The 18,649-nt window shown below is 71.1% G+C and carries 23 protein-coding genes; 10 read left to right on the forward strand and 13 right to left on the reverse strand.

All coding sequences use genetic code 11. The features are described 5' to 3' along the window. Positions 1-87 precede the first annotated feature (87 nt). Genes DI276_RS40410 through DI276_RS40420 form a run of 3 tightly spaced genes read left to right on the forward strand, consistent with a single transcriptional unit; the run spans position 88 to position 3,488 of the window. A complete protein-coding gene (locus tag DI276_RS40410; RefSeq protein WP_157985275.1) occupies positions 88-660 on the forward strand; it encodes a CBS domain-containing protein in 573 nt (190 codons plus the stop codon). Positions 661-670: 10 nt separating this feature from the next. Next, on the forward strand, positions 671-1,195 hold the full coding sequence (locus DI276_RS40415; protein ID WP_112273825.1) for a flavodoxin domain-containing protein: 525 nt from the start codon (positions 671-673) through the stop codon (positions 1,193-1,195). Between the two features lie 25 nt (positions 1,196-1,220). After that, entirely contained in the window at positions 1,221-3,488 is a 2,268-nt protein-coding gene (locus DI276_RS40420; protein WP_112274077.1) for a heavy metal translocating P-type ATPase, read from the forward strand. Positions 3,489-3,527: 39 nt separating this feature from the next. Here DI276_RS40420 and fbp read toward each other — a convergent pair whose 3' ends face one another. The 6 genes from fbp to DI276_RS40450 all read right to left on the reverse strand — a co-directional run bounded on the left by fbp (position 3,528) and on the right by DI276_RS40450 (position 7,808). Next, positions 3,528-4,646 carry a fructose-1,6-bisphosphate aldolase/phosphatase gene (gene fbp / locus DI276_RS40425; protein ID WP_112273827.1) on the reverse strand — a complete coding sequence of 373 codons (1,119 nt, stop codon included), beginning with the start codon at positions 4,644-4,646 and terminating at the stop codon, positions 3,528-3,530. Between the two features lie 104 nt (positions 4,647-4,750). Next, complete coding sequence (locus DI276_RS40430; protein ID WP_157985276.1) at positions 4,751-5,689, reverse strand: hypothetical protein; 939 nt, start codon at positions 5,687-5,689, stop codon at positions 4,751-4,753. Beyond that, positions 5,622-6,713, reverse strand: coding sequence for an AI-2E family transporter (locus DI276_RS40435; RefSeq protein ID WP_112273831.1), 1,092 nt, complete (start codon positions 6,711-6,713; stop codon positions 5,622-5,624). Before DI276_RS40435 ends, DI276_RS40430 begins: the two co-directional genes overlap by 68 nt. Then, positions 6,710-7,357 carry a LiaF transmembrane domain-containing protein gene (locus tag DI276_RS40440; RefSeq protein WP_112273833.1) on the reverse strand — a complete coding sequence of 216 codons (648 nt, stop codon included), beginning with the start codon at positions 7,355-7,357 and terminating at the stop codon, positions 6,710-6,712. The genes DI276_RS40435 and DI276_RS40440 overlap by 4 nt, the downstream gene beginning before the upstream one ends. Then, entirely contained in the window at positions 7,354-7,629 is a 276-nt protein-coding gene (locus DI276_RS40445) for a DUF4342 domain-containing protein (RefSeq protein ID WP_112273835.1), read from the reverse strand. The genes DI276_RS40440 and DI276_RS40445 overlap by 4 nt, the downstream gene beginning before the upstream one ends. Continuing rightward, on the reverse strand, positions 7,626-7,808 hold the full coding sequence (locus DI276_RS40450; RefSeq protein WP_157985277.1) for a hypothetical protein: 183 nt from the start codon (positions 7,806-7,808) through the stop codon (positions 7,626-7,628). Before DI276_RS40450 ends, DI276_RS40445 begins: the two co-directional genes overlap by 4 nt. Before the next feature lies 1 nt (position 7,809). On the opposite strand from DI276_RS40450, the gene DI276_RS40455 reads away from it, so the two are divergent. Next, positions 7,810-8,055 carry a hypothetical protein gene (locus DI276_RS40455; protein WP_112273839.1) on the forward strand — a complete coding sequence of 82 codons (246 nt, stop codon included), beginning with the start codon at positions 7,810-7,812 and terminating at the stop codon, positions 8,053-8,055. A gap of 12 nt (positions 8,056-8,067) precedes the next feature. Continuing rightward, positions 8,068-9,189 carry a Gmad2 immunoglobulin-like domain-containing protein gene (locus tag DI276_RS40460; RefSeq protein WP_112273841.1) on the forward strand — a complete coding sequence of 374 codons (1,122 nt, stop codon included), beginning with the start codon at positions 8,068-8,070 and terminating at the stop codon, positions 9,187-9,189. A gap of 3 nt (positions 9,190-9,192) precedes the next feature. On the opposite strand, the gene DI276_RS40465 is transcribed toward DI276_RS40460, so the two are convergent. Further along, positions 9,193-9,993, reverse strand: a complete 801-nt coding sequence (locus tag DI276_RS40465; RefSeq protein WP_112273843.1) for a 2-oxo acid dehydrogenase subunit E2 — start codon at positions 9,991-9,993, stop codon at positions 9,193-9,195. Then, positions 9,990-11,048: an acyltransferase family protein gene (locus tag DI276_RS40470; RefSeq protein WP_112273845.1), complete on the reverse strand. Its 1,059-nt coding sequence runs from the start codon at positions 11,046-11,048 to the stop codon at positions 9,990-9,992. The genes DI276_RS40465 and DI276_RS40470 overlap by 4 nt, the downstream gene beginning before the upstream one ends. A 12-nt stretch (positions 11,049-11,060) precedes the next feature. Between DI276_RS40470 and DI276_RS40475 the strand changes: the two genes are divergently transcribed. After that, positions 11,061-11,759, forward strand: a complete 699-nt coding sequence (locus tag DI276_RS40475) for a CPBP family glutamic-type intramembrane protease (protein ID WP_112273847.1) — start codon at positions 11,061-11,063, stop codon at positions 11,757-11,759. 94 nt (positions 11,760-11,853) lie between these two features. Then, entirely contained in the window at positions 11,854-13,248 is a 1,395-nt protein-coding gene (locus tag DI276_RS40480; protein WP_112273849.1) for a wax ester/triacylglycerol synthase family O-acyltransferase, read from the forward strand. Here DI276_RS40480 and DI276_RS40485 read toward each other — a convergent pair. The 4 genes from DI276_RS40485 to DI276_RS40500 are packed head-to-tail and all read right to left on the reverse strand — an operon-like array spanning position 13,154 to position 16,764. Beyond that, positions 13,154-14,251: an ABC transporter permease gene (locus DI276_RS40485; RefSeq protein ID WP_157985278.1), complete on the reverse strand. Its 1,098-nt coding sequence runs from the start codon at positions 14,249-14,251 to the stop codon at positions 13,154-13,156. The genes DI276_RS40480 and DI276_RS40485 overlap by 95 nt on opposite strands. Then, entirely contained in the window at positions 14,248-15,417 is a 1,170-nt protein-coding gene (locus tag DI276_RS40490) for an ABC transporter permease (protein ID WP_112273853.1), read from the reverse strand. Before DI276_RS40490 ends, DI276_RS40485 begins: the two co-directional genes overlap by 4 nt. A 2-nt stretch (positions 15,418-15,419) precedes the next feature. After that, entirely contained in the window at positions 15,420-16,343 is a 924-nt protein-coding gene (locus DI276_RS40495; RefSeq protein WP_112273855.1) for an ABC transporter ATP-binding protein, read from the reverse strand. Next, positions 16,300-16,764 carry a universal stress protein gene (locus DI276_RS40500; RefSeq protein ID WP_112273857.1) on the reverse strand — a complete coding sequence of 155 codons (465 nt, stop codon included), beginning with the start codon at positions 16,762-16,764 and terminating at the stop codon, positions 16,300-16,302. Before DI276_RS40500 ends, DI276_RS40495 begins: the two co-directional genes overlap by 44 nt. A gap of 163 nt (positions 16,765-16,927) precedes the next feature. On the opposite strand from DI276_RS40500, the gene DI276_RS40505 reads away from it, so the two are divergent. Genes DI276_RS40505 through DI276_RS40515 form a run of 3 tightly spaced genes read left to right on the forward strand, consistent with a single transcriptional unit; the run spans position 16,928 to position 18,269 of the window. Next, the gene (locus DI276_RS40505) at positions 16,928-17,614 is read left to right on the forward strand and encodes a CBS domain-containing protein (RefSeq protein ID WP_112273859.1); all 687 of its coding nucleotides are present in this window, start codon (positions 16,928-16,930) and stop codon (positions 17,612-17,614) included. Beyond that, positions 17,614-18,057 (forward strand): universal stress protein, encoded by a 444-nt coding sequence (locus tag DI276_RS40510; protein ID WP_112273861.1) that lies wholly within the window; start codon positions 17,614-17,616, stop codon positions 18,055-18,057. The genes DI276_RS40505 and DI276_RS40510 overlap by 1 nt, the downstream gene beginning before the upstream one ends. Next, positions 18,054-18,269: a PLDc N-terminal domain-containing protein gene (locus tag DI276_RS40515; protein ID WP_112273863.1), complete on the forward strand. Its 216-nt coding sequence runs from the start codon at positions 18,054-18,056 to the stop codon at positions 18,267-18,269. The genes DI276_RS40510 and DI276_RS40515 overlap by 4 nt, the downstream gene beginning before the upstream one ends. Positions 18,270-18,330: 61 nt before the next feature. Here DI276_RS40515 and DI276_RS40520 read toward each other — a convergent pair whose 3' ends face one another. Then, a complete protein-coding gene (locus tag DI276_RS40520) occupies positions 18,331-18,645 on the reverse strand; it encodes a hypothetical protein (protein ID WP_112273865.1) in 315 nt (104 codons plus the stop codon). Positions 18,646-18,649 lie beyond the last annotated feature (4 nt).

Below are 18,649 nucleotides of genomic sequence, written 5' to 3' on the forward strand. Positions count from 1 at the left end.
GCAAGGACGTGGCGGTTGCCTGCGGTGCGGCGGAGGCTGGGGGTTGTGGACGGCCGATCGCTGTCCTGAGTGGACGGAGGAGTGCAGATGCGCGCGTTCGACGTGATGTCCGCCCCCGTGGTGACCGTGTCGCCGGGGACGTCCGTCGAGGAAGCCGCGGCACTCGTCGCCGAGCACGGTTTCGCCGCGTTGCCCGTGGTGGACGACCACGGCCGGCTCGTCGGTGTCGTGTCGGGTGAAGACCTGCTGCGCGAGGAGCTGCGGGCACGCCGCGCCGCACACCACGTGAGCGAGGCCATGAGCGAGCCCGTGGTGGCCGTGGAGGCCGAGATGCCGGTGGGCGAGATCGCGCGGCAGCTGCTGGGGCACCACTACCGGTCGTTGCCCGTGGTGGCCGGCGACCTGCTTGTCGGTGTGGTGAGCCGCGGAGATCTGCTGCGGGCGCTCACCCCGCAGGACGAGGTGACGGCGGCGCGGATCAGCAAGCTGTTGTGCGACCACCTCGGCGCGCGGCCGTGGGACGTCGTGGTGGTGTCCGGAGCGGCCACCGTGCTGGGGCCGTTCACCGGCCGCGCGGAGGAGCAGGCAGTGACGGCGCTGGTCGAGAGCGTGCCGGGAGTGCGTTCGGTCGTGGTTCAGCCCTGCGACGACGACCTCTGAGGAGGAGATCATGAAGGTGCTGGTGGCGTACGCGACCGCGGCGGGCTCGACGGTGGGCGTCGCACAGCGCATCGCGGAAGTGTTGCGCGCACATGGGCACGTGGTTGCCACGTCCAGCGTGGATCAGGTCACCGACGCGGAGAACTACGACGCCTACGTCGTCGGCAGCGCGGTGCACGACCAGGCCTGGCTGCCGTCCGGTGCGGCCTTCCTGTCCAGAGAACGCCGGAAGTTCGTGGACAAGCCCGTGTGGCTGTTCAGCGTCGGCCTGCCGGGCTCTCTGCACGGGCCGCTGCGCAAGTGGGCGGGGCTGGAGGAACCGGCGATCCTGGCGCATCTGCGCGAGGACGTCACGCCGGTCGAGCACCGGCTGTTCAGCGGTGTCGTGCGGGCGGAGATGCTCGGGAAGTTCGGCGCGCTGGTGTTCCGCGCCGTGGGCGGCCGGTTCGGCGACTTCCGCGACTGGCAGGCGATCGAGCAGTGGGCCGCCACCATCGCCGGTGCGCTGGCCGACATCGAGGCCACGGCCAGGTGACCCGGCCGTGAAGACTGTGCTCGGGATGGCGAAGCGGTGGGCGGGGCACGCGTTCCTCGCGCTGGTGGTGACGCTGACCGTCGTGGGAGGCGCGCTGTGGTTCTGGCAACCCGGTGCCGCCCGGATCTGCTGGGCGGTGGCCACCGTCGCGGCACTCCTGCCCGCGATCACCTGGGTCGTGGCGGACCTGCGTGCCAGGCGGTTCGGCGCGGACGTGCTCGCCGTGCTGGCGCTGGCGGGCACGCTGCTGGTCGGGGAGTACCTGGCGGGCGCGATGGTCGCGGTCATGCTCGGCACCGGGCACGCGCTCGACGCCTTCGCGCAACGCCGCGCGCGGCGGGATCTGAGCGCTCTGCTCGACCGCGCGCCGCGGTTCGCGCAGGTGCGCGTCGGTGACGAGCTGCGACGGGTACCTGTCGGAGAGGTCGTCCCCGGCGATGTCGTGGTCGTTCGTCCAGGCGAGATCGTGCCGGTCGACGCGGTGCTGCTCGCCGACGCGGAGTTCGACGAGTCCGCCCTGACCGGAGAACCCCTCGCGGTGCACCGGCCGCGCGGTGACCGGGTCCGCAGCGGTGTGGTCGCGGCGGGTGCCGCGGCCGACCTGCGCGCCACCGCCACCGCGGAGGACAGCACGTACGCCGGTGTGTTGCGACTTGCCGAGCAGGCCGCCGCCTCGACCGCGCCGATCGTGCGGATCGCCGACCGGATCGCCGCCTTCTTCCTGCCGCTCGCGTTACTGGTCGCCGCGCTGGCGGCGGTGCTGGCACGTGATCCGGTCCGCGCGGTCGCCGTGCTCGTCACGGCGACGCCGTGCCCGTTGCTGCTGGCGGTGCCGGTCGCGATCACCGCGGGGATGTCGCGCGCTGCACGTGCGGGTGTGGTGATGCGGGACGGCCAGGCGCTGGAGGCGCTGGGGCACGTGAAGATCGCCGTGCTGGACAAGACCGGCACCGTCACCGAGGGCCATCCGGCCGTCGTGGACGTGGTGTGCGCGCCGGGCTGGACGACCGAGCGGGTGCTCGAGGTCGCGGCCGCGGCGGAGCAGCTGTCCAGCCACGTGCTCGCGGCCGCCGTGGTCGAGGCCGCCGCGACGGCGGGACTGCGGCCACCGCCCGCGCTGGACGTGCGGGAGCAGCCGGGCCGCGGGGTGACCGGATCGGTCGGCGGGCAGCGCGTCGTCGTGGGCAAGCGCGACGAGAGCGGGGCGCTGGACTGGGAACGCGCTGTCGTCGCGCGAGCGGGACTGGACGCGGCGACCGCGGTGTGGGTGGAGGTCGACGGCCACGTCGCCGGTGCGTTGCTGCTCCGGGATCCGGTGCGCAGGGACGCGGCTCGCACGGTGCGCAGGCTGCGCGCGGCGGGCCTGCGCCGGATCGTGATGCTGACCGGTGACCGCACCGCTGTCGCGCAGGACGTGGCGGGGTTGCTCGGGTTCGACGACGTCGTCGCCCGGTGCACCCCGCAGGACAAGGTGGACCGCGTGCGGGCCGAGAACGCCAAGGGTCTCACCGTCATGGTGGGCGACGGCATCAACGACGCGCCCGCGCTCGCCGCGGCCGGTGTCGGGGTGGCGCTGGGGAACCGGGGCTCGTCCGCGGCCGTGGAGGCGGCCGACGCGATCATCCTCGACGACCGCATCGACCGGCTCGCCGACGGTGTGGAGATCGCCGTGCGGGCCCGGCGGATCGCGACGCTGAGCGCGTCCTGGGGCATGGGCCTGGCGCTGGTCGCGATGGGGTTCGCGGCGTTCGGATGGCTCGCCCCGGTGGGCGGCGCGGTGGTGCAGGAGGCGATCGACGCCGCGGTGATCCTGCATTCGTTGCGCGTGCTGCTGCCGGTGCGGCGGCTGCGGCTCAGCGCGGACACGACGCGGTTGTTGCAGCGGTTCGACGCCGAGCACGAGGACCTGCGTGCCGCGCGGGAGGCCGTGCGGTTCGCCGCCGACGAGTTGCGAGCGGGCCTGACCGAAGAGGCACTCGCGGCGGTACACCGGGCGCACGAGCTGATGGTGACGCGAGTGCTGCCGCACGAACTCGCCGAGGAGGTGGAGCTGTACCCCGCTCTCGCCGCGGAGTTCGGCGATGCCGAGGCGACCGTGACGATGAGCAGGGGACACGCGGAGATCGGACGGCTCACCCGCCGGCTCGGCCGGCACCTGGCCGAGCAGGGAACTCCCGCGAGCGGCAGCGTCGACGACCTCAGAGCCACCCTGTACGGGCTGGACGCCGTGCTGCGCCTGCACTTCGCCCAGGAGGAAGAGGCGTACTTCGCGTTGACCGACTCGCAGTCGTGAGTGGTTTCCGTCAGGACGGAAACCACTCACGACCGTCTGTCACCGGACGACGGGCAACGGGGCGGGCGCCATCGGCTCCCACCGGTTCGCGAGGCGCTGCTCCAGGAGGCGCATCGTGGTGTACTCGAGGTCTTCCAGCGGCAACCGGTGCGGTTCGAACGGGCCGTGCCTGCGCATGTAGTCCATGACCTCGTTGGCCTGCGACCGCGCCAGGTCGAACGACGGGTCGTCGAACATGTCCCTCGGGCCGATGAGCTTGCCCTCACGCACCTGGAACCCCAGCGCGGTGACGCGTGGTGGTCCGTCGAAGCGGGCGGGGTGGGCCTGCCCGATGCTGACGGGCATCATAGGCGCGTGGTGCGAGCCGCGCATGCAGCCGGCGACCGAGTAGGGGAACGCGAACGGTTCCAGCACCTCGCCGACGGCGGGAAGCCCGGACTGGGCGCGGACGATCATGACCGGGTCGTCCTTGCCGACGTACTTGCCGGCGATGAGCGACAGCCGCTGGGTCGAGGTGGCGGCGGCCTGCTCGTCGAGCGTCTTGGACTGCACGGAATGGATGACATAACGGGCGGGTGCGCCGATGTACATCAGCATCTCGTAGAGGTCCGCGGGGCAGTCGAACCAGATCTTCTTCTCGTCGTACAGGTCGTAGACCTCGAACCGGAAGCCCGCGTGCATCTTCGCGTCGATGACGAGACCCGCGGTGTTGAACGGGTCGGCGAACATCTTGTACAGCGGCAGGTTCCAGGCGCCGGGCTCGGTCTTGTCCGCCAGGAAGCAGATGATCGGCTCGCTGGGCCGTTCGGTGAACTCGAGCTCCGCGTACCCCGGCCCCATGCCGCGCAGGTTGCCGCTGAACGCGTCGGACAGCAGATCCTGGCCCGCGCCGTAGAGACCGAGCCGCTTGGCGATCGCCGTGGTCTGTCCGAAGACGTCCCAGGCGAACGAGTGGATCGGCTCCGCGTCGGCGCCGTGTTCGTGGGTCATGATGAGCGAGATGTCGTCGCCGCAGCTGGCGACCTTCGCGTCGACGAGCAGGTGGTCCCCGACCGCGGTGGAGAGTGCTTCCTGCGCGGCGGCCAGCATGTCGGGATGCACAGCGGAGTGGCCGACGAAGCCACCCGTGTCGGCCTTGATGATGCTCAGCGTGATCATGGTTCGCCTCCCGGCGAGTCGCGTGATTTCCTGTTCTCACGTTCTCCCTCGCGGCCCCGGTGCGAGAGGGACCAAGGCCCTCATTCGACGCATGCCTTGGGCCATCAGCGGATGCGCCACAACCACCGGCTCCCCAGGCTCGTCGCCAGCAGCACGGCACCCGCCACGAGGAGCAGCACACCGCCCCCTGCCGCGCCGTCTGTCAAGTCCCAAACCAGTTCCGGCACGACGACCGTGGTGGCCACGACCCCCGCGACGAGCAGAACCGTGGTGCGCACACCGAGGTAGGCCGCGAAGCACGCGAGCGCGAGGCCGGCGGTGAGCAGGTAGGCGAGGAGGTCCGAGCCGTTGCCCGCCAACGGTTGTTGTGCGCCGAACAGTGCTACCGCGGCACCAGTGGCGAGCGCGAGCGGCACCGGTCGCAGCACCTGGAGCAGGGCGAGGCCGCCGCCGACGAGGCCCAGCAGGAACAACGCGACGCCACCGGGAACCGGACTGTCCGGAATGAACTCGGTGACCCACGCGAGGACCGTGCTGACGGCCGCAGCGGCTGTGGTGAGGTACGCCAGCGCTGTTGGTACCACGGCGTAGGCCAGGATCGCGGCGGCGAGTCCCGAGCTACTGCCGACGATCACCTCGTGGGACGTCACCGCGGCACCTGAGGTGAACGCTGTTGTGATCGCGGCGAGCGAAAGCAATGCGCTGACGACACGTCTGCGGTGGTGTTCAACGGTTCGCATCGCCGTGAGTCCACCGGCGACCACCACGGCCGCCACGACGAGCGCGACCGTGGTGCCGCCGAGGACGGCGACCCGGCCGAGCCGGGACAAGTCCTCCCACGACACTCCCAGCAGCAGCGCGGCGCCACCGAGCACCAGGCCGCCGCCGACGTAGCCGGCGACCTCCGCGATCCGGTCGGCGACCCGTGACGGCGCCTGCGTGCCGGTGAGCGCCTCGCGCACGGCGGTCTCCTGGTCAGGCGACAGCACTCCCTGCGTCGTGAGCCGGTGCAGCGCCTCGTTCTGCTGTGTCTTCAGATTCACGGCCTTCCCCTTCCCGATGCCAGATCTCCCGCACGACGAGCACGACGGGAACGGCGAACAACGCCCCCACGACACCGGCCAGCACCACGCCGGTCGCGACGGCGAGCACGACGGTCAGCGGGTGCAACCGGACGACCCGGCCGAGCAGGAACGGTTGCAGGACCTCCCCTTCCAGCTCCTGCACGGCCACCGTGAGCGCGAGCACGAGCAGCGCGGTCACCGGGCCACCCGTCACGAGCGCGACCAGCACTGCGGCACCGCCCGCGACGAACGCGCCCACATACGGCACGAACGCACCGAGAAACACCAATGACGTCAACGGAACCACCATCGGCACACCGATCACGGCGAGTCCGACTCCGATCGCGACGGCGTCCACGACGGCCACCGCCAGCGTAGCCCTGGTGAACCCGGACAACGCGTGGAAAACCCTCCGGCCGATGCCGTCGAGACGGTCGCGCAACTGCACGGGCGTCACGCGCAGCGCACCGCGCCACAGCCGGTCGCCGTCGTAGAGGAAGAAGTACAGGGCGAACAGGCTGAGCACGACACCGGCCAGCGCGGTGCCCAGCGCCGCCGCGGTCGCCGTGGCACCACCGAGGATCCGTTCGCTCTGACCAGCGACGAGGTTCACGAGGTCGTTGAGGGCGGCGTCGATCTGCGGCTCGCTCAACGAGAGCGGACCGTGCACGAGCCAGTCGCGGCCTTTGCCGAGGGCGTCGCGCAGCGCGGCGCCCAGCCCGCCCGCGCCGCTGATCAACGCGTCGACCGTGAAGGCCAGCAGGGTGCCGAGCGGTGCGAGCGACGTGACGAGCACGAGTGCCGCGGCCAGGGCCCGGGGCACGTGATGACGGCGCAGCCAGGTCACGGCCGGCCACAGCAGTGCGGCCAGCAGAACGGCGACCGCCACCGGGATCAGCACGGCCGCGAGCGCCACCGCGACACGCCAGCCGACGTAGCCGAGCGCCAGCAGAACCAGGGCGGCCGCGCCGCCCCGGCTCCACCGGCGCAGGTTCCCGTTCACGACTTCGGCTGGTTCGCGATCTCGACGGCGCCGAACAGCGCGGTGCCGTTGACGGTCAGCACCGGTGCGTCGTCGCTCAGCCCGTCGTTCTCGGTCTTGTCCACGATCCCGCCCATGAACGGCAACCCGCCCACGGAGACGCGCCACCCTTCGGGCACCAGCACCTCGACACCGCCGAAGAGCGCGAACGCGTCGATGCTCGCCTCGTTGTCGACCTGCGCCTGGCGCAGGTCGAGCGTGGCGCCACCGAAGATCGCGGAGACGTCGGCGTGCCGCAGGTGCTGGGTGCGCTCACGGGTCGTGGTGCCGCCGAACACCGCGACCGGCGTACGGGTGCCGTGGTGCCTGCGCAGCCCCACGAGCACGGCGATCCCGGCGCACACCAGCACCGTCGGCCACAGGACGTCACCGGTGGCCCACCCGAGCGAACCCATGAGCAGCACCAGCCCGGCCAGCGTGATGACGACCGGGCCGAGCGAGACACGGCGCTGCGCGACCATCGCCACGAGACCGAGCCCCACCAGCGCGACCGGCCACCAGCGGCCGACGGCCGCACCGGAGTCGACCACGTCGGTGGCGTCGAGGATGCCGAAGACACCGAGTGCCAGCAGCACCAGCCCCACCCACACGCGGACGGGTCTCACGGCTTCGGGTCCTCTGGCGCGGCGTCGGAGCGACGGTCGACCTCGATGGTCCAGTCGCTCGCGAGCGCGGCGACGGCGCCGATCGCGGTGACGACGGGGGCGGCGATCGCGGCGACGACACCCGCGGTCACCGGGATCTCCATGACGGTGTGCCCCTTGTCGTTCTTGAGGATCAGACGCCGGACGTTGCCCTCGTGGATGAGCTCCTTGACCTTCTCGACGAGAGCCTCGCCGCGCAGCCTGCTCACCTTGGTTTCCTGTTCCACGGTCATGTCTGTCTCCCTTCCACCTCCACCATCTCGCCAGGAGCGCGGCCGGGGCAGTGACCTTCGGTCCTGTCCGACCGGTCCTGGGTCCCGGCGATGAAACCCACCTTGGCTTCTGCGACGAGCCCGGTGCCGAAGGGCAGGCTCTCCTTCAGCCGCCCAATTGCGAACAGGAAGGGGAACACGATGAGCACCAACGGTTACACGGCGAGGCACCGCGCGATGCTGCAGGCGATCGCGGACGGCCGTGGCGAACTCCTGTGCGGGCGTGTTCCCAGCCTCGCTGTCGACGGGCTGTGGTGCGACTTCGTGGCCACCGGCCAGCTGTTCGCCGAGGGACTGTTCCGGCCGGCCCGCCAGGCCGCCTTCGGCACGCAGGCACCCGCCGAGCTGACCACCTCCGGACTTCACGTCCTGAGCTCGTTCGCGTGAGGGGAGACTGAGATGAAGCGGTGGCACGACAAACGACGCGTGGGTCTCGTCGTCGGCGCCGTGGTGGTGCTTCTGGCCGTCGTCGCGGCCGTGCTGGTCGCCGTGCGGGCGGATCGCACCGCGACACCGACACCGACACCGTCCGCGACCCCGACGGCGACTTCGACGGCGGACATCACCAGCTTCGCCGTGTACTTCCACCAGGGCACGCCGGACGATCCCCGCAAGGTGGTCGCGGTGCCGCGCTCGGTGCCGAAGACCGAGGCGGTCGCGACGGCGGCGCTGACGGAGCTGCTACGCGGTCCCGGCGAGGCGGAGCGGAAGGCCGGGTACTGGTCGATGTTCGAGGGCGAGACGGCGGGCGACCTCAAGAGCGTCCGCGTCGTCAGCGGTGTCGCCTACGCGGACTTCCTGGACTTCCGCGAGCTCATCCCGAACGCGACCTCCAGCTTTGGCAGTGCGGCACTGCTCGCGGAACTCGACGCGACGCTCCAGCAGTTCCCGACGGTCAAGTCCACTGTGTACTCGTTCAACGGTGACGTGGCGGCCTTCTACCACTGGCTGCAGCTGACGCCGCCGTCCCAGGGCGAGGTCCAGGACGCGATCGGGGAGGCGAAGCGGTTCCTGCTCGCGGTGGCCGGCATGCGGGGCGTGTTCGCCGGAACGGTGCGCCGCACCGGCAACCTGGCGGAGGTCACCTGCTACCCGCCGACCCCCGACGACGTGACCGTGCCGTCGACGGGTCAGCCGACGGTGGTGACGCTGCGCCGCGACGGAGGCACGTGGTCGGTCACCGGCACCAGCGCCGGGATGATCCAGGTCGACGCGCCCCACAGCGGTGACGTGCTCACCACGCCGTTCACCGCCACTGGTCGCGCGCACGTGTTCGAGGGCAACGTGACCGTGCGCGTCCTGACCGACAAGGGCGCCACTGAGATCGGCCGCGGTTTCGTGACCGGGGGAGGGGACGCGCTGCGCCTGTTCACCGGGGCGATCACCTTCGCCCCGGTGAACGGTGGCGGCGGATGGGTGCTGTTCCAGGAGTTCTCGGCCGCGAACGGTGATGTCGTGCTCACCACCGCGGTGCGGGTGGGGTTCGGGGGCGCGCAACCGACGGTGACCGCGAACGGGTGACGGTCAAGCCGGCTCGAACGCACCCGGATCGGCGCAGTACTCCCGCGCCGCGGTGGCGAACCGCACGGCCTGAGACCCGTCGACGTAACGGTGGTCGAAGGTCGCCGTGATCCCGAGCACGGGCCGTGCCACGACCTCGCCGTCGACGACCACCGCCCGCTGCTCCACCGACCCCACCAGCACGAGCACCGGAATCCGGTAGTACGCGGCAAGAGGCGAGAACGCGCGCCGCACTCCCCACATGCCGACCGAGGTGATCATCGCGCCGCCGAACGCCTCACGCGGCAGGCCGATCGCCTTGAGGTCCAGCCCGAGCCCCGCCGTGAGCCAGGCGCCGCACCGCAGCACCGGCCGCAGCAGCCAGACCGGCAACCACCCGAGCAACGCCTTGCCCTTGCCGAACTCCGGGTCGGTGCCGTCCGCGATCGCGGCGTTCCTGCGCTCCAGCTCCTCGGCGACGTCCACAGCGGACCTGTGCACGACGTCGGTGATCTTCACACCGCTGAGCTCCTTGTCGCCGTGCACCGACGTGATGAAGAAGACGTCGATGGACTCGCGGTCGTGCTCACGCCCGAACGCGACGCGCACCCGCAGCTCGGGAACACGGGCCAGGCCGTGCGCGACCGCTCGGCCGACGAGGTGCGTGATGGTCACGTGCCGTCCGCTCGTGGCCCGGACCTGCGCGATGTAGTCGAGCAACGCCTCCGCGTCGACGTCCAGCTCACCGTAGAACTGGGGATCCGACGGCGGCCGCCACGCGGCCCACGCGAGCTTGCGCCACACCGGAAGCTTCCGCGAGGTCATGGTCGTCTCCTTCTCGATCCCACCAGTGCGATCAAGGGCAGGGTGAACACCAGCGACGCCAGCACGGCCAGCGGGCGCTGCAACCACCAGATGAGGTCGGGGGCGCGGTCGTCGGAGATCTGCCGGGCCAGCACGACGTAACCGAACGTCCTGGCGAGCGCCATCCCGGTGCTGTGGAACAGGAACAGCGGCAGCGCGAACGCGTTGACCGCAGTCACGATCCGCCGCGCGAGGTCGTTGCGCAGCAGGTGTTCCACCAGCGGCCGGATGACCTCGGCGAAGCCGATCTGGAAGGCGAGCAGGGCCACCAGCACGAACGTCGGCGGGCCCACGTTGGAGAGCCGGTCGCCGGGCACACCGACCATCGAGCCGGGGTACAGCCCGGAGAACACCAGCCCCGCCAGCCCGAACAGGCCGCCGGACAGCAGCGCCCACCCCGTCCGCCTGGTCAGCCGCTCGTGGAAGAACCCGGCCTGATGCGCCAGCCACCACACCACGAGCATGTTGACCCAGCCGATCCAGGGCAGGTCGTAGCGGAACCTCAGGACGTCCACGAGCATCGCGACACCGCCGAGCCACACCGGCACCAGCACGTCGAACCGCCGGTGCAACCACGAGCTCAGTGGGACGAGCGTGATGAGCACGACGTAGACGCCGACGAACCACAGCGGGCTGATCACGAGCAGCACCACGCCGCGCATCCACGGGAAGCCGAACACGGCGCCGGCGAACGATCCCAGCACCGCCCAGGTGCCGAGCAGCGCGAGCGAGGGGAGCAACAGGTGCCGGACGTGCCGCCAGATGTAGGTCCCGGCACCGTTCTCGCGGTCGCGGTCCCACGAGTGGCTGTGCACGCACCCGCCGACGTAGAAGAACACCGGCAGCACCTGCAGCAGCCAGGTCAGGATCCACAGCCCGGACAGGAAACCGAGCGGGCTCGTCGGCACCGGGCCGTCCGGTGTCCAGCGCAGAATCGTGAAAGCCCAGTGCCACAGCACAACGACGATCAAGCTCGTGGCACGCAGCCAGTCCAGGTAGTCCTCTCGCGGGCGCATACTGGAAGAACCATGAGCCGTCGTATCGCGGCGTTCTTCGCCGCAGTTGTCCTTCTCGTCCTGGCCACCACCCTCGTCAACCGCGTCCTGCCCGGCTGGGCCTACCCGATCACCGGTGTCGTCACCACCGCCGGGCTGATCGGCCTCGCGTACTGGTCCGGGCTGCGTGCCGCGGCCATCGGGCTCGACCGCGCGCACCTGCGCCGTGCGGGTCTCTTCGGACTGATAGGCCTCGCCGTGATCGCGCTCGGGTTCGGGATCGCGCTCGCGGTGCCGGCGCTGCGGACGTTCTTCCACGACGGCCGGGTGCAGGACCTGGCGGTGGGGCCGCTGCTGTGGGTGATGCTGATCCGCATCCCGTTCGGCACGGTGCTGCTGGAGGAGGTCGCCTTCCGCGGCGTGCTGCCGGCCCTGCTCGGCGGCGGCGACCGCTGGCGCTGGGGGCCGGTGCTCGGGGCGTCGGCGCTGTTCGGGCTGTGGCACGTGCTTCCCTCACTGGCGTTGACGAGCAACGCCGCGGTCGGCGCCGTCTTCGGCGGGGCGTCGCTGGCGCTGGTGTCCGTGGTGGCAATGCTCGCCGCGGCGGTCGCGGGTGTGTTGCTGCTCTGGTGGCGGCACACCGGCAGGGGCGTGCTCGCACCCGCGCTGGTGCACCTCGCGACGAACTCCGGCGGTGTGCTGGTCGCCTGGTACGTCCTGTCGTCAGCGTGATCGGTGTGCGGCCGTTCGGGCAGGGCCCAAGTGCTCGCCCCGAGCGGGACGCCGGGCCGTGTCGCAGCAGGTCCGGAGTTGCTGCACTGGGTTCATGGACCTCCTGAGCCCGCTCGACGCGGCGTTCCTCGACATCGAGGACGCGGATCCGCACGCCTCCCTCGCGATCGCCTCGGTGGCGGTCATCGAGGGACCGGTGCCGTCCCACGACGAGTTCCTCGCGTTGATGCGGGCGAAGCTGCCCGTGCTGCCGCGCTCCCGCGAGAAGCTCGTCCGCGTCCCTCTCGACCTGGGCACGCCGGGCTGGCAGGACGATCCGGCGTTCAACCTCGCCTACCACGTGCGCCGCACCGCGTTGCCCGCGCCGGGTGGTGACGCGGAGCTGTCCGCGCTGATCGCCCGCATCATGGGGCAGCGCCTGGACCGCGACCGCCCGTTGTGGGAGTACTGGGTGGTCGAGGGGCTCGAGGGCGGCCGCTGGGCGATCGTCGCCAAGGTGCACCACTGCCTGGTCGACGGCGTGGGCGGCACGATGCTCTACGACGTGATGTACGGCGACGCACCCGCACCGGAACCTGCGCCGGAGCAGGAGGCGAGCTTGCTGTCGCTGCTGGTTGCCGTGGTGAGCTCCCCGGTGCGCACCGCGCGCCTGGTCGCGTCGGCGGTGAGCGGCCTGGTGTCGCTCGTGGGCTCACTGCTGCCGGTGCACGCCTCGTCGTTGTTCGGGCCGCTCGGCTCCGCACGGCACTACCGGATCGTCCGCGCCTCGCTGGCGGAGGTGAAGGAGATCGCGCACACCTTCGGTGTCACCGTCAACGACGTTGTGCTCGCGGCAGTCGGCTCTGCGTATCGCGCCGTCCTGCTCGCACGGGGAGAAGAGCCCGATCCGGAGAGCGTGCGCACGGTCGTGCCGGTGTCGGTGCGTGGTGACGGCCGGATGGGCAACCAGGTCAGCGCCCGGCTGGCGTTCCTGCCGGTCGACACGGAGCACGTTGTGGACGCGCTTTCCGTTGTGCACCAACGGTTCAACACGCTCAAGAAGGGCAACGAGTCCGAGGCGGGGCACATGGTGACCGAACTGGCACGGCACGAGCCGTTCGCGCCGCTGTCGTGGAGCATCCGGCTCGGCGCGATGCTGCCGCAGCGCAGCATCGTCACGGTGACCACGAACGTGCCGGGACCCAGGAAACCGCTGAAAGTGCTGGGCCGCCCGATCGTTGAAATCCTGCCCTACGTGCCGATCGCCGTGCGCATCAGGACGGCCATCGCCGTGCTCTCGTACGCTGACCGGCTCACCATCGGCATCACCGCCGACTACGACAGCAACCCCGACGTGGACGTGCTGGCAGGAGCGTTGCGGGACGCCATCGCCGAACTGGTGAGCGCGGCCCGCGTCACGCCGTCACCGCCCGCCGCAACCGCCAGGCGCCGAGCACGAACAGCACGACCGCGAACCCGAGCAGCACGCCCAGGTGCGGCATCACGGTGAGGAGATCTCCACCGCGCCGCGTGAGCGCCGCGAACCCGTCGGCCGCCCAGCCGTGCGGCGTGGTGAAGGCGACGGTGTGCAGCGCGGGGCTGAAGAACTCGATCGGCACCATGCACCCGCCGAACGCCGCGAGGCTCAACCCCAGCAGGATGCCCGCGCCCGTGCTCTGCTGCTGAGTGCGGCACAACGAGCCGACCAGCAGCCCGGCACCTCCGGAGACCAGGGCGAACGCGCCGAGCAGTGCGGCCGCGCCGAGCGGGTCGCCCCAGCGGACGCCGAACAGCAGCGCCGAGCCGATGAGCACGATCAGCCCCTGCAGCAACGCGATCGCGACGCGGCCGAGCGCCTCGCCGGCCACCACGACACGGGCCGGCGTCGGGGTCGCGAGCATCCGCCGCGTGACACCGAGAGCGCGGGACTCGACCAGCGCGGCCGAGGTGGTGAGCGCGTTGAGGAAGGTGAACAACACCAGCTGGTTGGCCGCACCGAGGTCGAAACCGGAGAAGTCCTGGGGGAACAGCGCCTCGCCCGTGGTGCTGGTGCGGACCTCGACCGGCTCCACCCGGACCGAGTCCACAACGGACAGAGCGGTGGCGCGGTCGAGCCCGGTGTGGGACGCGACGAAGTCACCTGCTGCGGAACGGTTCGCCTCGCGCGTCAGCGTCGTCGTGACGAGCATCCGCAACTGCTGGCCCGTGCGGTCGGCACGCACCAGCATGCGCGGCGTGTCCGCGCTCGTCCGCACCAGACCGGCACTGACCTCGCCGTGCTCCACCGCGGCGCGCAACGCTGCCTCGTCCGGGAAGTCCTTGACCCGCACCGAGGGTTCGGTGCGCAGCGCCCCGGCTTCGCCGACCACGCCGAGCAACGGCGTGGTCGCTCCGCCGAACGACGCGCCGATGATGAAGACCAGCATCAACGGCAGCGCCACCAGGAAGAACACGCCGGTGCGGTCGCGCGTCACCCGCCGCAGGTTCACCCACGCGATCGAGAGGATCTTCACGGTCGCACCACCTTCCGGAACAACACCAGGGCGACGGCACAGGTGACCGCGGCGAAAGCGGTCATGGCGGCGACCGAGGGCAGCACAGCGGCCACCCCGCCACCGGCCAGGTCGGCGAGCCCGCGCAGGAACCAGCGGTGCGGCGCCACGAGGCTGAGCACCTCCAGAGCGCGACCCGCCTGTGCCACGGGGAAGAACGCGCCGCCGAGCGCACCGAGCACGATCGCGACGACGGCCTGCCAGCCACCCGCCTGGTCCGCGGTCTTCGCGAGGGCGGCCACGACCGCCATCGCCCCGGTGGCGGCCAGCACCCCGGCGAGCACCAGCAGCCCGACGCCGGCCGGGTGCCCCCAATGCGCTCCCATCAGCAACGAGGACGCCACGATCAGCACCGTCATGCTCAGCACACCGATGACGACACTCGTGAGCAACTTGCCCGCGAGGATCGACGACCGGCGCACGGGTGCCGCGAGCAACCGCGCCAACGTGCCGATGCGGCGTTCGTCGAGCAGACCGGTGACGCCGGACTGCACGGCGAAGAACAGGAAGAACACCGCCATGCCCGCCGCGTACTGGGTCTTCGGTTCCAGCTGCCGGCGGCCGGTGGTGTCCTCGGCGACGACGGTCGAGGGCAGTGATGCGGCAGCCTCGGCGGCGAGATCGGCCGGCGGAGTGGTCACTCCGGAGTGGACGGTCGCCGCCACCGCGACCCGCACCGCGGCCAGGCGCCCGGTGTAGGCCTCGGCGAGCGAACGGGCGACCTGGGTGCCGGTCGGTGCGTCGACGTCGCCGACGACCTCGATCCGCGCCGCACGTCCCGCGATCACGTCCTCGGTGAGGCCCTCCGGCAGCAGGAACGCCGCCGTCGCCTGACCTTTGTCCACCATCGCCCTGGCTTCCGCCGCCGACGACGCGGTGCGGAGCTCGATCGCGCCGCCCGTCGCGGCGCCGCGCAGCACCTCGTCGGTGAACGTCGTGGCGATGACTCCCCGGTCGGCGTCGGCAACCGCGTAGCGGAACACCTCGCCGTCGCCGCCGATGTTGCCCAGGATCAACGTGAACACGCCCGCGAGACCGAGCGGCAGCACGAGCGCGAGCACGTAGGCGGTGCGGTCGCGGGCTCGTTCGCGCAGGTCGCGCAGAGCGATCAGCAGTGCGTGCCGCATGGTCACTCCCGCAGTGCTTTGCCGGTGAGGTGCAGGAAGACGGTCTCCAGGTTCGGCTCGTTCACCTCGACGGACCGCACCACCACGCCGTTGGACGTGACCGCGGACAGCACGACGGGCAGGCATTCCCGCGCGTCGTCGACGACGAGTTCGAGGCCGTGCCCGTGCACCGCCACGCTCTTCACGTCGCGGATGCCGCCGAGCATCGTCGCGGCGTGGGCGAGATCCCCGTCCAGCAGCAAGGAGATCCGGTCCCGCTCGCCGAGCTGCTCCACCAGCTCCCGGCGGGTGCCCTCGGCGATGAGCCGGCCGGAGTCGATCACCCCGACCCGGTCGCAGAGCCGTTCGGCCTCCTCCATGTAGTGCGTGGTGTAGAGGATCGCCATGCCCTCGGCGGCGAGCGCCCGGACGTTGTCCATGATCTGGTTGCGGCTCTGCGGATCCACTCCCGCGGTGGGTTCGTCGAGCACCAGCAGGCGTGGCTCGTGCAGCAGCCCGATCGCCACGTTGAGCCGCCGTTTCATCCCGCCGGAGTACTCGCGGGCCAGGTCGCCCGCGCGGTCCGCCAGGCCGACCACGTCGAGCACGTGGTCCACGCGGGCGCGGGCCGCGCCGTAGAGGCTCGCGAAGAACCGCAGGTTCTCCCTGCCGGTGAGGTCGGGGTAGAGCGCGAGCTCCTGCGGCACGTAGCCGACCAGTCGTTTGGCGGCGATGGCGCTGGTGGACATGGGCTGCCCGGCGACGACCACCTCACCGGCGTCCGGTTCGAGCACGCCGGTGATCATCGAGATGGTGGTGGTCTTGCCGGCGCCGTTGGGCCCGAGCAGACCGTAGGTCTCTCCTTCGGCGATCGAGAACGAGACGTCGTCGACGGCCTGGACGTCACCGAACCTGCGGCTCAGGCCGGAGCATGAGAGGACCGACATGGTGCGCTCCTTCCAGCGGGACCACGACCACCGGGCACCGCGCGTGCCGCAGGCAGTAGCTGGTGACGGAGCTCATCACCAGCACGTCCGCCCGGTGCGCGCCGTGCTCGCCGACGACCAGGCAGGCCTCGCCTGCCGAGCGCTCCACCAGCACCGGACCGGGCACGCCCTGCGGCACCTCGGTGTCGATGCGCACGTCGAGCACGGCCGGGCCGAGCGACTCCAGCGCCGCCTCCAGGTCCTGGCGGTGCCTCGCGCTGAACGGATCGATGCCTTCGTCGACTGAGGGGTTGAGCTGGCACACCGACAGCGCCAGCACGGACGCGTTGGTGCGCTTGGCCTCCGCGACTGCCCAGGCGAGCGCGGCCCGCGCGGCGGGGGAGCCGTCGACGCCGACGACGATGCGGGACTTGTCGTTCATGAGCTGCTCCTCGGGTGGGTTCGCTGATCAGCTTGCCCAGTTCCCGACCTCGTCGCGCAGAGCCCTTCGTCCCGTGCGGGCACCGGCTTTCGCACGTGTCGCGGGTCCCCGCCCCGGATGAACGCTGGTCAGGCAGGTACCCGACGACTCGCGGAGGATTGTCATGCGCGAACCCACCGTGGCCTCACTGATGACCGCCGAGGTCATCGGTGCGAGCCCCGACACGCCGTTCCAGGATCTCGTGCGACTTCTGGAGGACAACAAGATCAGCGCCGTGCCGGTGGTCGAGGACGACCGGCCCGTCGGCGTGGTCTCCGAGGCGGACCTGCTGCCCAAGGAGGAGTTCCGCGCCGGCGCCGAAGAGGCTCCCGCTCTGCTCGCCGGACGCGCGGAGAAGCACCGCTGGGCGCAGTCCGCCGGTCTGATCGCGCGGGACGTCATGTCCTCGCCGGTGCGGACGGTGACTCCGGACACCCCGGCGAGCAGGGCGGCCCGCGAGCTCGCGGCCGCGGGCGTGCGCAGGCTGTTCGTGGTCGACGACAACGGCGTGCTGGTGGGCGTGCTGTCCCGCCGGGACCTGCTGTCGTTGTTCGTGCGGGAGGACGAGGACCTGCGCCGCGAGATCAAGGAGGAGGTCTTCGGCCGGGCGCTGTGGGTCGACCCGCGCAGCATCGACGTCGAGGTCTCCTCAGGTGTCGTCACGGTGAGCGGCCGGCTCGAGCAGCGCAGCCAGATCGAGATCGCGGAACACCTCGTGCGGGCGACCCCCGGTGTCGTGGACGTCGAGAACCACCTCAGGGCGGAGTGGGACGACACGAAGCCGAAGCGCCAGACCGAGATCTTCGGCTGATGGGCGGCTCGATCGTCGTCGGAGTCGACGGCTCGCCGGTCTCGATGGCGGCCCTGCGCTGGGCCGTGGACGAGGCCGTGCTGCGTGACTGCGACGTGGCAGCGATATCGGTGTGGCACCGCGACAAGGGCCTCGTCTCGGGTCCCGTGTCCGCCGAGGTGGCCGTGCAACTGTCGGACGGGCACATGAAGTCGCTCGGGCAGAAGGTCCTGGACGAGGCGATGTACGACATCGGCAACGTCGGTGTGCGCATCCGCCCAGTGCTCGCCGAGGGCGATCCGCGCGGCGTGCTCGTGGACGCGTCCGCGGGCGCGGATCTGCTCGTCGTCGGCAACCGCGGGCACGGCGCGGTCGCCGAGGCGCTTCTCGGTTCCGTCAGCGCACATTGCCTGCACCACGCGGCCTGCCCCGTCGTGGTCGTGAAGGAGGCGAAGACCGGATGACCAGAAAGCACTGGAGTGAACTGACTCCGTGGCAGCGCAGGACGGCGGTGGCCACCATGGTCGCGGAGGCCGCTCTCGCCGGGGCGGCGTGGACCGATCTGGCACTGCGGCCCGCGGAGTTCGTCCGAGGCCGGAAACTGTGGTGGGCACTCGTGATCCTGATCAACTTCGCCGGCCCGATCGCCTACTTCCGCTGGGGCAGGAGGACCTGATCCCGGCGTGCCCAGGGCGGTGCGGAGGAGAACCTCCGCACCGCCCCTTCGCGTCGACCGCTCAGGATGCCTTGGCGGCCTTGCGGCGCTTGGGTGACACGCGGTGGCCGTGGCCGAGCACGGTGTGCAGCAGGCCGATGCCGACCACGAACCCGAAGTCGTACCAGTTGCCGTTGTTGCGCACCTCGTAGATGTTCACGTTGTCGGTGAACAACGAAATGATGAACGTGACCGGGTAGATCAGTCCGTGCCACACCCCGCGCCAGAACCCCGCGACCGTCACACCGTCTACAGCGGACACCGCGTTCGGTCCGGCCGCGCAGGCCGTGGCCACGAGTGCCACGGCCACCAGCACCACCCACGTCCGGCGGGCCATCGCG

It is taken from the genome of Lentzea terrae, assembly GCF_003265345.1.
Taxonomy (GTDB): Bacteria; Actinomycetota; Actinomycetes; order Mycobacteriales; family Pseudonocardiaceae; genus Lentzea; species Lentzea terrae.

Bases quoted from the DNA above. Each gene is read 5' to 3' on its own strand.
- DI276_RS40480 (WP_112273849.1), top strand. From the start codon at position 11,854: ATGGACCTCCTGAGCCCGCTCGACGCGGCGTTCCTCGACATCGAGGAC.
- DI276_RS40475 (WP_112273847.1), top strand. From the start codon at position 11,061: ATGAGCCGTCGTATCGCGGCGTTCTTCGCCGCAGTTGTCCTTCTCGTC.
- DI276_RS40490 (WP_112273853.1), bottom strand. From the start codon at position 15,417: ATGCGGCACGCACTGCTGATCGCTCTGCGCGACCTGCGCGAACGAGCC.
- DI276_RS40500 (WP_112273857.1), bottom strand. From the start codon at position 16,764: ATGAACGACAAGTCCCGCATCGTCGTCGGCGTCGACGGCTCCCCCGCC.
- DI276_RS40505 (WP_112273859.1), top strand. From the start codon at position 16,928: ATGCGCGAACCCACCGTGGCCTCACTGATGACCGCCGAGGTCATCGGT.
- DI276_RS40455 (WP_112273839.1), top strand. From the start codon at position 7,810: ATGAGCACCAACGGTTACACGGCGAGGCACCGCGCGATGCTGCAGGCG.
- DI276_RS40510 (WP_112273861.1), top strand. From the start codon at position 17,614: ATGGGCGGCTCGATCGTCGTCGGAGTCGACGGCTCGCCGGTCTCGATG.
- DI276_RS40415 (WP_112273825.1), top strand. From the start codon at position 671: ATGAAGGTGCTGGTGGCGTACGCGACCGCGGCGGGCTCGACGGTGGGC.
- DI276_RS40420 (WP_112274077.1), top strand. From the start codon at position 1,221: ATGGCGAAGCGGTGGGCGGGGCACGCGTTCCTCGCGCTGGTGGTGACG.
- DI276_RS40460 (WP_112273841.1), top strand. From the start codon at position 8,068: ATGAAGCGGTGGCACGACAAACGACGCGTGGGTCTCGTCGTCGGCGCC.
- DI276_RS40495 (WP_112273855.1), bottom strand. From the start codon at position 16,343: ATGTCGGTCCTCTCATGCTCCGGCCTGAGCCGCAGGTTCGGTGACGTC.
- DI276_RS40410 (WP_157985275.1), top strand. From the start codon at position 88: ATGCGCGCGTTCGACGTGATGTCCGCCCCCGTGGTGACCGTGTCGCCG.
- DI276_RS40445 (WP_112273835.1), bottom strand. From the start codon at position 7,629: ATGACCGTGGAACAGGAAACCAAGGTGAGCAGGCTGCGCGGCGAGGCT.
- fbp (WP_112273827.1), bottom strand. From the start codon at position 4,646: ATGATCACGCTGAGCATCATCAAGGCCGACACGGGTGGCTTCGTCGGC.
- DI276_RS40470 (WP_112273845.1), bottom strand. From the start codon at position 11,048: ATGCGCCCGCGAGAGGACTACCTGGACTGGCTGCGTGCCACGAGCTTG.
- DI276_RS40465 (WP_112273843.1), bottom strand. From the start codon at position 9,993: ATGACCTCGCGGAAGCTTCCGGTGTGGCGCAAGCTCGCGTGGGCCGCG.
- DI276_RS40515 (WP_112273863.1), top strand. From the start codon at position 18,054: ATGACCAGAAAGCACTGGAGTGAACTGACTCCGTGGCAGCGCAGGACG.
- DI276_RS40520 (WP_112273865.1), bottom strand. From the start codon at position 18,645: ATGGCCCGCCGGACGTGGGTGGTGCTGGTGGCCGTGGCACTCGTGGCC.